Here is a 12,307-nt window from a genome sequence, read left to right on the forward strand (position 1 = left end):
TTGATCCTTAATTATATGTCTTAGACCAGGCTCTTTACTGTATACTGTCGGGAAAATCATGAATTTCAACACCCTTTCTTTAGTTGAAAAATAGGCAAACTAGAAAGGTAATGTATTGGTAATATATTGTGTGCAACTCGGCTGCCATGACAAATAAGCTGTTTTAGGCCCGTGGCTTTGCGTCTTTTACTTTCGTAAAATTTGCCCGAGGAAATACTAGCATAATTTAGGTATAATGTCATATTTTGTCGGTTTTTGTAACGAAAATGTAATGATGTTTACGAATGGGAAAAATAGCATTATTAGGGGTATTAGGCGGTGAGGGAATGAAGCAATTAGACTTATTTTCCTTCGCCCTTGAGGATCAAATCGCTGATTTAAAACAGGGCGAAGAGTTGGAGTTTTACAGAGGGATGGAACGGCTGCTGATCCGTCATCATGAAAAATACAAGGGCGTTTGTCATTATCAGGGACCTGATTTCTCTGGTATAGCATTTCATCTTGATGAAAGGGAAGGATTAGATTTGTTTGTTGCCAAGATAAATAGGTGGCTGGAAGAGTAAGACAAGGAAGCAAAAGAGTAAACAAGTATTCTTTCGAATTCTAAAAGTATACTCCCTACATTTTTTGTAAATGTTAAGAGAAAAACAAGGGAGGATTTTTAGTTGGAATGGATTTTTTATCTATACCTGATAAATACGTTTTTTATCTTAATCATAGCAATTCGGGATGTACGTAGGCCTGCCAAGGCTTTGAATTGGATAATAATCGTCCTTCTTTTTCCTATCATTGGTTTCTTGCTTTATCTAAGCATATCAAATCCTAAGTTTATTCATCGGAAAAGATTGACCTCTTCTAAAAGTGAATCTAATAAATTACCTGATACATTTGGTGATTCAGCATCGGTAATCGCCGATGCTTTACGGCACTTCACTGTGAATGGGCTACGAACGGGCCAAGTCCAAGTATTTGAAAATGGAATAGCAAAATATGAACAACTCATTGAATCCCTCCAAAAAGCCCAAAAAACGATTGATCTGGAATATTTCATATTTAGGAATGACCAAATTGGTAGTCGCATCACGGAACTACTAATCGAAAAAGCAGTAAACGGAGTGCGGGTTCGTTTTATGAGAGATGGCTTGGGGAGTTATAATTTCCCGCGTAAAAAAATCCGGCAGATGGTTGAAGCAGGGATAGAATGCAGGACAATATTTCCTTTACGATTTCCTTGGATCTTTTCTTATTGGAATTATCGTGATCACTGTAGAATTGTAACAATCGACGGAAAGAAAGCTTTTACTGGTTGCATGAACGTAGGATATGAATATACAGGATTGAAGCCTGACGTTGGCTTCTGGCGGGATACACATTTGCAAATCATAGGAGATGCATTGGTCGATTTACAGACTGTCTTTGATGTTCATTGGAATATGGCGGTGCCGGAAAAAATAAAATCAAAAACTAACCTGAAAACAAAGTATGATGTAATCAATCCAATCGGAAGAGAAGATCATGTCGGATGGTCAGCCGAATTGGGATCAGAGTTGAGCACCCTAGATTATATTGAGATAGATATATCGCCAAAAACAAGGACATTGCAAAAAGCGTATATCCATACGTTGGAAGGAAATCCTGGAATTCCTACCCCATTTATTCGTCAAACTTACTTTATATGTATAACACAGGCGACTAAGACTATTGATATAACAACACCCTATTTTGTACCGGAAACAGATATTATCATGGCATTAAAGACAGCAGTAGCTCGTGGTGTGCGCGTAAGGTTGCTGGTTCCTCGCCACAATAATCAAAAAATCGTGGAATTTGCAAGCCGTACTTATTATGGGGAACTTTTAGAAGCTGGTGTACAAATCTACCAGTACGACAAAGGAATGATTCATACCAAGGTGTTGACTATAGATGAGGAGATTGCTGCCATAGGTTCAGCAAACTATGATATGAGAAGTTTTCGCCTGAATTATGAGGTATGTCAAGTCTTGTACAGTACTGATGTGGCGAGGGAACTCACAGATCAGTTCGAACGCGATCTAATGGACTCTATTCCATTAAATATTGAAGACTTGCTGGAACGACCCCTGACCGAGCGCATTGTTGAACAGGGTGCCCGCCTGCTTTCTCCATTATTATAAGTGAAAAAAACCGTATTTTTTATCTTTCTGATTTTTAATTTAGCTTACATGTTTTAATATAAATATTTTAAAACATGAGGATTTTTGGGATCGAGTGAAATATAAAATGGAGGAATAAACTTTGGGTGAAGTTTTTTTGGGTTTACTGACAATCAAAGTCATAGTAGGTTTTGTCACCTTATTTTTTATCATTATCATAACAGGTAGAACATCTATCTCTCAGTTAACCCCGTTTCACTTAGTTTTTGTATTAGTGCTTGGAGATTTTTTAGGAAATACCATTTATGAAGATAAGGTAGGGATTTTTCACTTTTTATATGCCATCGGATTGTGGACGCTTCTCATGTTGGGGGTAGAGTTCTTGACTCTAAAAAATAAATCGACACGTTCTCTCTTATTGGGCGATCCTAACATCATTATTCGAGATGGTGTAATGGATAGAAAGTTACTTAAAAAGAACAAATTGGATGTAAATCAAGTATTAAGTATACTTCGGCAAAATCAGGTTTTTTCTGTTCGCGAAGTCAAATACGGTATATTGGAAGCCAATGGGCAAATAAGTATATTATTACAATCGAGGTATCAAAAACCAGACAAGCGAGATCTCAGTCTTCTAGAAAGTCCAGTATACCTCCCAACAGCGTTAATTATAGATGGGGAAGTATTAAGGGATAATTTACATGAACTCGGATTTGATCAACAGTGGTTAGATAATCAATTAACTACCAATGGATATGAAAATGTTAAACGTATACTCTACGCAGATTGGCGAGAGAATGAAGGAATTCATATTAGTCCATTTTAAAATTTTATTAGGATATTAACATATGTTTGTGAATGGCAGTTTGGATTTTAAATATTATTTCATTGTTTTTATAAAAAATGAAACAGAGAATATCTCGACCCTTATTTGAAATTTAAAATGTTATCTGCATTTTGATTGATACTTGAAAATTAATTTATCAAGAGATTGACTGTTTCTTATAGTTTCAGGGTCATCTAACCCTTTTCTTAATCCAGTTTCAATAAGCACTTTTCTATAAAATTTAATCTTTTTTCTAAGCTCTCGGCAGAAACGACACATTCATTTGCTCCTTTAAATGATAAAATTACAGGAACTATTATTACAGATAAAGGAAAAATATTAAATGATTTCGACAAAACTTGTATTGAAACGACAAATTCTTAAGGAATGAAAAAAGCCAGGATCTGTCCCGGCCACCACAATTAATTTTACCATGGAGGGGTCCTGGATGAAAGAAGCTGCCAGCAAACAGATTGAATCCATCCTTAAGGATTATCATTGGATGATAAAGTCTATTAAGGTTCTCAGAGACTCAGTGAAAGATGTAGGAAAAGAGCTTACATCCCAATATGGAGATGCAGCCGGGATGCCAAAAGCTCAAGGCACCACAAGTGATCCGGTATATAGAGAGTGTGTACGCAGAGAGAGAAGATATTCAGTTATTCTTAAGTACCAGGCAAAGATTTCTGTTATTCAGGATCGGATGCATCTTATTACAGATGACAGAGAAAATGAGGTTCTTCATTGGCTGCTCGAGGGCAAAAGTTATCGATGGATTGCTATGCATATGGGGTTGTCTCATACTCATATTGGACGTATTAAAGACTCTATTGTTAAGAAAATGAGTGAATATGTTCCCAATGTTCCAAACGATACGAATGATGCAAAATTGCTAAAACATAAATCTGCTTGCTAAACTTGAAGGCAGGACGGGGAGGCGGTTAAAAGACTGCTTCCTCTATTTATGTTCTTTAGTTTAACATGTAGTAAAATAGTTGCAGGAAAATATCTCCTTTTGTCGTATAATGACATAAAAGAATAAGAAGGGAGATACTGTTTATGTCAATTAATGATTCGGCACATTTAGTTAATAAAATTTTAAGAATGAACATAGAAGAATATTCAAGCTTAGATGTTAATATTTATATGGTATGTAAAGATAAACAAAAAAGCGAACTTTATTTTTCAAAGAAAATTGAAGCTGAACCTGAATTAGTGGATTTTATTAAAGAAAATATTGTAAATTATTTAAAGGAAATTAGAATTGGTGAAGATTTCTCCTTTCCGATTCAAGAGTATAACAAGGAATTTCAATTAACAGATCATATAGGTGTTTTTAACATTAAAGAGCATGGCCAATCAAATAAAGCTGTGAAAAATATTGATTTATTAAAAAAATCTTTTATTCATGATTCGCTTGAGAAATTATCTAAAACTAAGTTTCAAATTATTTCTATAGCTTTAGGTAAAGAAAAAGTAGATTTCTGCTTTTATAAAGGAATCAAAAAGAATGCTAAAACAAAAAAATTGGCAATGTTTTCTTCAAATGAATTCAAAACAATAAAGCAAGAAATTATTGAATTTGGAGGGAAATTCTCATTTTTTATGGATGCGGGCAATGTCTATATAATTGACCCAAAATATTTTGAATTCGCTTTTGATTATACTGATCATATTTCTGAGATTAGTAAACAAAATATTGAAAAGATAACTTCAATGAGCTTTTTTCCAGATGAAATGACAAAGGAGTATTTTAAAAAAGCTTCTAGTCACCAATTATTAGCAAGGGGGCTTGCTAATATAAAACCTGGAACTATTGAAAATGTAGAAAAACATTTTAATGATAGGGTAGAAGAATTAAGGCAGATAAAATCAAAAAGGGATCAAATTAAAGACGGGAAAGAGAAAGAAGCTTTTATTAAGGGAATAGGAGAATTAGATAAGTTAATTAAATTTATTGACTTTAATAACAAAACAGTTATTTTTGATGATGAAGAAGATCCTAAGCCTTTGTTACACTTTTTTCAAGATAAAATTGTTACTTCATTTTTAACAAAGGAAATAAGGGTGATGATGGCAGTATAAAGGATGAGATAAATTATGTGGGGGAAAACAGAACAGGGATTTTTATGGATTATCTCATATCTACCTGTATTGGTGGTAGCTTTATATAGGTATTTTTTTGAAGAAAAAGTAAAAACGTTAGAAGTTTTTGGTCACACGATTTCTGATGACTTTTTACATCTAATATTTATATCTTTTATAATGCTTTTTTCTGCCGGATTGTATTATTATGTACCAAAAACTATGTTTAAGAAACTAAATAAACAGATGGTTAAAGGAGAAAAAGGGCGTAACGTTATAGTGAAAAAATTCGAAAGACCTAACTTGAATGATTATACTTTTTTTCTATTAACATTAATATTACCTTTAATTACAGTAGACTTTACATCAACTGTTAGCTTTTTGATATGTTTTTCGGTTATTATATTCATAATAATTCTGTTAACAAGAGTAGACTATATTATTGCTTGTCCACTATTTTTCGTTTCGACTTATAAGGTCTGGAAAATAGAACTTTTAGAAACTAGTGAACAAAACGAGGAATATACTATCAATGCTTTTGTAATTACTAATGAAAGTGATTTTTTTGATAAAGAATTTAGAGTAGAAAAATTAATTAGAAATATATACTATTTGACAGAGGCGAGATAATTGAAGAGGGACCGAATTGTTTAAAGCATCCTTTGGGTGCTTTTTTTCTTTTGTTCCAAAACAAACATAAATATCAGGAGGTGCCAGGTGATGTAGCATGGCCGAAAAATATGTCCAAGCGGAGAAAGACTATGTCAAAGGCATGAAATACAAGGACATTGCTGAGAAATATCAGGTGTCACTGAATACCGTAAAGTCATGGAAAAAGAGATATGGCTGGAATCGTGATAGGTGTGCACCCAAAGAAAAAAGTGTGCATACAAAAAAGCGTGGTGCTCCTAAAGGCAATATTAATGCAAAAGGCAATAGAGGAGGAGCTGCACCAAAAAGAAACACGAATGCGGTCACCCATGGTTTCTTCTCTAAGTATCTTCCAGAAGAATCATTAGAAATCATGAACCATATGCAGGAACATTCCCCATCTGATTTAATCTGGGATCAAATACAGATTCAGTATGCTGCCATTATTCGTGCCCAGAGAATTATGTTCGTAGAAAACAAAGACGATATCACAAAGGTCTTAAAAAAGAAAAAAGACTCGGATTCAGCTGAGGAAAGAGAATGGGAGTATCAATTTGCTTGGGATAAGCATGCTAACTTTTTGAATGCTCAGTCCAGGGCAATGGGGGAGCTGCGTTCCCTAATAAAGCAATTTGATGAGATGGCTCACATTCATGATGAGCGCAGGCTGAAACTTGAACTTATGCGGGCAAATATCGAGAAAACGAAAGCTGAAATCAAACAAGAGGGCGGAGATACCAGCAAGGTTGTTATTGTAAATGATAAAGAAGCAATGAGAAAGGCGTTAGAAAATGACGGTCAAAACGATTAATGTCATGGACTTGATGAACGTCAATTTCTATTCCCTCTGGCTTGCTGAACAGTCCCATATAGTCGCTAAAGGCGGCCGTTCCTCCATGAAATCCTCGGTGATTAGTCTAAAGCTTGTGGTCGATTTTTTGGAAGATGACCTGGGCAATGTCGTTTGTTTAAGAAAAGTAGGAAAATATCTTTCTACTTCCATTTACGAGCAGATTAAATGGGCCATTTACATGCTGGGCGTTGAGGATGAGTTTTATTTTGGAAAGTCTCCTCTCATAATTCGTCATAAGGTCACCAATACGGCCTTTTATTTTTACGGTGTTGACGATCCCATGAAGATAAAGTCAGCCAAAATAGCAAAAGGCTATGTCATGGCATTGTGGTATGAAGAAGCTGCTGAATTTGCTGGTGTAGAAGATATTGATATTGTAGAAGATACGTTTATCCGGCAAGAAATAGAGGGAAAAGAGGTTAAGGTTTATTTCTCATACAACCCTCCCAGAAATCCATACAGCTGGATTAATGAGTGGTTGGAAACTAAAGCAGGGGATGATGATTACTTTATCCATCATTCAACGTATCTTGATGATAAAAAGGGATTCTTATCCGAGCAGATGATCCGGAAAATTGAGAAATACAAGGAAAATGATGAGGATTATTGGCGCTGGATGTATGCCGGTGAGGTTATTGGTCTTGGTGACATGGTATATAATATGGCTCATTTTAAAGAGATCGATGAGCTGCCAAAGGATGATGATCTAATTCTTATCGATATAGCCATTGATACAGGGCACCAAGTATCTGCAACAACCTTTCTGGCCTTGGGGTTTACGAAAAAGCGGAATGTAATCCTACTCGATACCTTTTACTATAGCCCGGAAAACAAAGTTGTAAAAAAGGCTCCCAGCGAGCTTTCAAAGGATTTAAAAGAATGGATGGATAAAATCCAACAAACCTATAAACGGCATTTTGATATGCAGACAATTGATTCTGCTGAAGGGGCTTTGCGCAACCAGTTCTTTAAGGACTATGGCATCCGGCTTCATCCGGTAGTGAAGAAAAAGAAAATAGATATGATCGACAACGTCCAGGACCTATTGGCTCAGGGGCGTTTTTTTGTGCTTAAAAAAGCAACCAATGAGATTTTCCTTACCGAACATAAAAAGTACCAATGGGATGCTGATACCTTGCAGAGCGATGATCCGAAGGTCATAAAGATTGATGATCATACATGCGATGCTTTCCAATATTATGTTCAGGATAATTTGAGGAAGCTTGGATTGAAATATTAAGGCGGTGACAACCAATGTTTAAAAACATGCTGGCCCGCATAAGGCAGGTGATGTACAGAATGGGATTGATTAAAGGCATTAAAAAGCTGGCTGATCACAAGGACATCCAGATTAATGAGGATTTCTACAAAGATATAGGAAATTGGAGAGCTCTCTATAAAGGGTATTTTAGCGAGTGGCATGATATCCGATATACAACGATTGCCGGACAGAAAAAACGTCGAATGGCTACCTTGAACATGCCTAAGGTGGTTTCTCAGGAGCTAGCCACTTTAATTTTTAATGAGCGTTGCGAGATAAATATCTCTGACAAGACATTGTCCGAAAACATTCATGATGTCTTTAAGAATAATAACTTCGTTAAGAAATTCCAGGATTACTTAGAATACCAGTTTGCAATGGGTGGCATGGTGATCAAGCCATATGTGGAGGATGAGAAATTAAAGCTTTCCTATTTGACAGCTGATTGTTTTATCCCGATTAGCTGGGACCATAACACCATTCGAGAGGCTGTATTCCTAAATGAATTCTCCAAGAAAGGAAAGAAATACACTCACCTGGAATGGCACCTGTGGGATGGGGAGACCTATCTAATCCGAAATGAAGTCTATGAAAATAATACAGGCGAGGAATTAGGGGTTAAGGTTCCACTGAAACAATTTTTCCCGAACCTTGAAGAGGAGATTAGGATATCCAATTACAAGCGACCGGGTTTTGTCTACTTTAAGCCAAACATAGCCAATAACTTGGATACAGCCAGCCCATTAGGAATTTCCATTTTCGCTAATGCACTTGATACGCTGCATTCCTTGGATATTGCTTTTGACTCCTATCAACGAGAATTTAAGCTTGGGAAAAAGCGCATTTTAGTACCGGATACAGCTATTCAAACAGTTATTGACCCACTAACTGGACAAATGCACCGTTATTTTGATGCTGAAGATGAAGTTTACCAGGCGATGGCTCTTGGCGATATGGATGCCAATAAAATAGCAGACATTTCAGCAACACTCCGGGTCGAGGAACATATTTCAGCGATCAATTCCTTGCTCAATGTCTTGGCTATGCAAATAGGCTTCTCTTCCGGTGCATTCACTTTTGATGGCCAGGGGGTCAAGACAGCAACAGAAGTCGTTTCTGAAAACTCTAAGACCTTCCGGACCAAGCAAAGCCATGAAAACCTTATTGAAGCTGGTATTCAGGAACTAGTGGAATGTATTCTTCAGGTCGCTGAGCTATATCAGTTATTTTCTCGGCCAGAAGGCGAATATGAAGTCACAGTTGCTTTTGATGATTCAATAGCAGAAGACCAAAACGCAGAGATTGCAAAGCAAGTTCAGTTGGTTACCAATCAGCTGACTTCTAAGAAAAAGGCGATTATGAAAATCCATGGTTTTTCAGAAGAAGAAGCCGAGCAGTTACTAAAGGAAATTGCTGAAGAAAATGCAACAGCAACGGCTGAAGCAATTGATTTCTTTGGCATTAACAATAAAAGACAAGAACAGGATGACACCTAATGGAACCACTAAGGCAGCAGCAATTAACAATGCCTGTTATCGAAGTCTTTCTATCCATTGAGGAGGAAATCCTTTTAAACATTGCCAAGATCCTGAAACAAGGAAAAAGCCTGCTGGAAGAAGATGTAGAAAGGTGGCAAACCGAGAAGCTTGGACAATTAGGAAAATTAACACAGCAAAATATAATAACTATAGCAAAATACGCAGAACTTTCGATAGAAAGAGTAACAGCTATGCTTGAAGAAGCTGGCTATGAAGCTGTCACTGATTCAGAAATAGAATTGATCGAAGCTGTTGCTCAAGGAATCTTGCTGCAACCTCCTTTACCTAAAGAAAGCTCTGTTCTTGAAGCGGTATTAGTGTCTTTTCAAAGGCAAGCAAGGGAATCTTTCAACCTGATCAATACAACCATGTTAAATCAGTCTCAGCAAATATATTTAAATATCTTGAATGAAACAACAGGAAAAGTCTTGGCAGGCACAAAGACGCCAAGGCAAGCGCTGGCAGAGACAGCAGCAAGGTGGGCAGAACACGGAGTTACTGCTCTTATTCGAAAAGATGGGGCCAAGATGTCTACCGAAGCCTATGTATCAATGGTTACCAGGTCAATGTCGAACAGTGTTGCCAATGAAATGCAATTTGCTCGAATGGATGAATACGGGGCAGATTTAGTTGAAGTCAGTTCCCATATGGGAGCAAGGCCAAAATGCGCAAAGTATCAGGGGAAGATTTTTTCAAGGTCAGGGAGCAGTAATAAATACCCTCCTCTTTCATCTACTAGCTATGGCGAACCCGATGGACTAATGGGGATCAATTGCCGGCATGTTTTTTATCCCTATATTGAAGGTTTTTCAAAGCGTGTCTATAAGCCTTACCCAGCTCCAGAAAACAGGAAGGTCTATGAGGAAAGCCAGAGGCAGAGGCACTTGGAAAGGGAAATCAGGAAAGCTAAAAGACAATTAGCTGTTGCTGAAGCCATGGGTGAATCTGAAGCCATAGATGCTGCTAAAAAGAAAGTACGGCAGCGACAAGCTAACATGAGAGCATTTATCCATGATACAGGCCGAACAAGGCGATATGAGCGAGAAAAGCCTTATTAATAATAGTGCGTCTTTTTAAAGGTTAGACGCCATAAAGAAACGGAACCTTTTTGCGTGAGGTGTGACACGCTAAAAAACATTAAAAAGGAGATTTAAATAGATGGATTTAAAAGAATTGCTTGGAGAAGAACTTTATAAGCAAGTCATGGAAAAAACAGGAGATAAAAAGATTGCTATTGTTTCTGATGGCAATTGGATCCCTAAAGAAAAATTTAATGAATTGAACGAAAATACCAAGGAACTGAAAAAGCAGTTGAAAGACCGTGATACCCAATTAGCTGAACTTGGCGAAAAGGCTAAAGGTCATGAGGAATTAACAGCCAAGATTAATGAATTAACAGAAGAAAATAAGAAGACTGCAGCTGAATATCAGGAAAAGCTTGATCAGCAGGCTTTTGATTTTGCTCTAAAGTCTGCTTTAACTAGCGTCAAAGCTAAAAATCCTAAGGCGGTTGAGGCTCTATTAAATAAGGAATCTATCAAGTTGGATGGAGATAAGCTCCTAGGCTTGGAAGATCAGTTGAAAGCATTGCAGAAAAGCGATGCTTATTTATTTGAAACAGAGCAGCAGCCAAGTAAGCCAACATTTTCTCATGGCCAGCACCAAACGACTGCAGCGGGTGAGCCTATCACCCTTTTAGATGCATTAAATCAAAGGTTTTCAACAACGAATAATTAAGATTAGGAGATGATTGTTTATGCCAATTACTTTAGAGCAAGCAAAGGTAGGAATGGCAGACCATATTGACCAGCAGGTTATCGATGAATTTCGTCGTGCTTCCTTCCTTTTAGATCGGTTAACATTCGATAATGCTGTTTCACCTGGTACAGGTGGATCAACTTTAACGTACGGTTACACTCGTTTAAAAACTCCTTCAACTGCTGGGTTCCGTGAGATTAACAGCGAATACACAGCAAATGAAGCAGACCGAGAGAATCAATACGTGAATCTTAAAATCTTTGGGGGAGCGTTTAAAATTGACCGTGTAATTCAGGATACCAGTGGTCAAATCAACGAAATGAACTTCCAAATGCAGCAAAAAATTAAAGGGGCTGCCAATCTGTTTCATTACACTGTAATTAATGGAGATTCAGCTGTCGATTCCAAAGCGTTTGATGGGTTAGACAAGGCGCTTACTGGTTCTAATACAGAATTAAACACCGATTCTGTTATTGATCTCTCAGATGAAGCAGGCTTAGAAAGCAAGAAGTTTGCTTTACTAGATGAAATCGATAATTTTCTATCGGAATTAGATGGCCGGCCAACCATGCTGATGGGTAACAGCAAGTTAATCACCAAAATCAAATCGGTTGCCCGCCGGGCTGGTTATGCGACTAAGACAGAGGATGGATTTGGACGCACCGTAACAGGTTATGATGGAATTCCTCTGGTTGATCTTGAATATTTCTATGACGGTACTTCAACGGTTCCTGTTGTTCCGATCGTAAACCGTACGGTTGGTACTGAGCAAACAGGGTTAACAGATCTATATGCTGTTTCTCTTGGAATGGATGGATTCCATGGAGTTTCTCCTACCGGTAATAAAGTGATTCGTACTTTCTTGCCTGACTTCAACTCTCCAGGAGCGGTTAAAACTGGTGAGGTAGAAATGGTGGCTGCTGTTGCCCTTAAAGCTACCCGAAAAGCCGGTGTTCTCCGTAATATTAAAGTTCAATAAAGGAAGGAGCTTTTTTTATGGCTAAAATTAAAAGCCCTAATCCTAATTACAACGGGAATAGCGCTTCCCTTCAATTTGTTAATGGAGAAGCTGAAACCGATAATAAATGGTTGCTGGAGTGGTTTAAGAATAAAGGTTATACGGTTGAGGAATCTAATGAACCTAAAAAGAAGAACTCAGGGAAAACGGAAGCTAAAAAGCCTGAAGGTAAGAAGGTTGAGTAG

At 37.3% G+C, this 12,307-nt stretch carries 14 protein-coding genes and 1 riboswitch; of the genes, 13 read left to right on the forward strand and 1 reads right to left on the reverse strand.

From position 1 onward, the window contains the following. Positions 1 to 128: 128 nt before the first annotated feature. Positions 129 to 216, reverse strand: a riboswitch (cyclic di-GMP riboswitch). Between the two features lie 68 nt (positions 217 to 284). The 3 genes from ACR42H_RS08220 to ACR42H_RS08230 all read left to right on the forward strand — a co-directional run bounded on the left by ACR42H_RS08220 (position 285) and on the right by ACR42H_RS08230 (position 2,958). Further along, on the forward strand, positions 285 to 563 hold the full coding sequence (locus tag ACR42H_RS08220; protein ID WP_436375493.1) for a hypothetical protein: 279 nt from the start codon (positions 285 to 287) through the stop codon (positions 561 to 563). A gap of 102 nt (positions 564 to 665) precedes the next feature. After that, positions 666 to 2,153 carry a phospholipase D-like domain-containing protein gene (locus tag ACR42H_RS08225; RefSeq protein WP_436375495.1) on the forward strand — a complete coding sequence of 496 codons (1,488 nt, stop codon included), beginning with the start codon at positions 666 to 668 and terminating at the stop codon, positions 2,151 to 2,153. A gap of 121 nt (positions 2,154 to 2,274) precedes the next feature. Continuing rightward, entirely contained in the window at positions 2,275 to 2,958 is a 684-nt protein-coding gene (locus ACR42H_RS08230) for a DUF421 domain-containing protein (RefSeq protein WP_206835705.1), read from the forward strand. Between the two features lie 120 nt (positions 2,959 to 3,078). Here ACR42H_RS08230 and ACR42H_RS08235 read toward each other — a convergent pair whose 3' ends face one another. Next, entirely contained in the window at positions 3,079 to 3,237 is a 159-nt protein-coding gene (locus ACR42H_RS08235) for an aspartyl-phosphate phosphatase Spo0E family protein (protein ID WP_083390605.1), read from the reverse strand. Positions 3,238 to 3,406: 169 nt separating this feature from the next. Between ACR42H_RS08235 and ACR42H_RS08240 the strand changes: the two genes are divergently transcribed. The 10 genes from ACR42H_RS08240 (at position 3,407) to ACR42H_RS08285 (ending at position 12,307) form a co-directional block, all read left to right on the forward strand. Beyond that, positions 3,407 to 3,874 carry a LuxR C-terminal-related transcriptional regulator gene (locus ACR42H_RS08240; RefSeq protein WP_206835706.1) on the forward strand — a complete coding sequence of 156 codons (468 nt, stop codon included), beginning with the start codon at positions 3,407 to 3,409 and terminating at the stop codon, positions 3,872 to 3,874. A 143-nt stretch (positions 3,875 to 4,017) separates the two neighbouring features. Next, positions 4,018 to 5,043 carry a Kiwa anti-phage protein KwaB-like domain-containing protein gene (locus tag ACR42H_RS08245; RefSeq protein ID WP_436375498.1) on the forward strand — a complete coding sequence of 342 codons (1,026 nt, stop codon included), beginning with the start codon at positions 4,018 to 4,020 and terminating at the stop codon, positions 5,041 to 5,043. A 15-nt stretch (positions 5,044 to 5,058) separates the two neighbouring features. Continuing rightward, positions 5,059 to 5,673 (forward strand): hypothetical protein, encoded by a 615-nt coding sequence (locus tag ACR42H_RS08250; RefSeq protein WP_206835710.1) that lies wholly within the window; start codon positions 5,059 to 5,061, stop codon positions 5,671 to 5,673. Positions 5,674 to 5,770: 97 nt separating this feature from the next. Beyond that, the gene (gene terS, locus ACR42H_RS08255) at positions 5,771 to 6,505 is read left to right on the forward strand and encodes a phage terminase small subunit (RefSeq protein ID WP_206835712.1); all 735 of its coding nucleotides are present in this window, start codon (positions 5,771 to 5,773) and stop codon (positions 6,503 to 6,505) included. Continuing rightward, positions 6,486 to 7,787, forward strand: coding sequence for a PBSX family phage terminase large subunit (locus tag ACR42H_RS08260; RefSeq protein ID WP_436375501.1), 1,302 nt, complete (start codon positions 6,486 to 6,488; stop codon positions 7,785 to 7,787). Before terS ends, ACR42H_RS08260 begins: the two co-directional genes overlap by 20 nt. A 14-nt stretch (positions 7,788 to 7,801) precedes the next feature. Continuing rightward, positions 7,802 to 9,304 (forward strand): phage portal protein, encoded by a 1,503-nt coding sequence (locus ACR42H_RS08265; protein ID WP_206835716.1) that lies wholly within the window; start codon positions 7,802 to 7,804, stop codon positions 9,302 to 9,304. Further along, positions 9,304 to 10,404, forward strand: a complete 1,101-nt coding sequence (locus tag ACR42H_RS08270) for a phage minor capsid protein (RefSeq protein ID WP_206835718.1) — start codon at positions 9,304 to 9,306, stop codon at positions 10,402 to 10,404. The genes ACR42H_RS08265 and ACR42H_RS08270 overlap by 1 nt, the downstream gene beginning before the upstream one ends. 100 nt (positions 10,405 to 10,504) lie before the next feature. Next, a complete protein-coding gene (locus ACR42H_RS08275) occupies positions 10,505 to 11,083 on the forward strand; it encodes a phage scaffolding protein (protein WP_206835720.1) in 579 nt (192 codons plus the stop codon). Between the two features lie 19 nt (positions 11,084 to 11,102). Then, positions 11,103 to 12,083, forward strand: a complete 981-nt coding sequence (locus ACR42H_RS08280) for a major capsid protein (protein ID WP_206835722.1) — start codon at positions 11,103 to 11,105, stop codon at positions 12,081 to 12,083. A gap of 17 nt (positions 12,084 to 12,100) precedes the next feature. Then, positions 12,101 to 12,307, forward strand: a complete 207-nt coding sequence (locus ACR42H_RS08285) for a hypothetical protein (RefSeq protein WP_206835726.1) — start codon at positions 12,101 to 12,103, stop codon at positions 12,305 to 12,307.

Source organism: Cytobacillus sp. BC1816 (assembly GCF_051353635.1).
Lineage (GTDB): Bacteria > Bacillota > Bacilli > Bacillales > Cytobacillaceae > Cytobacillus > Cytobacillus oceanisediminis_C.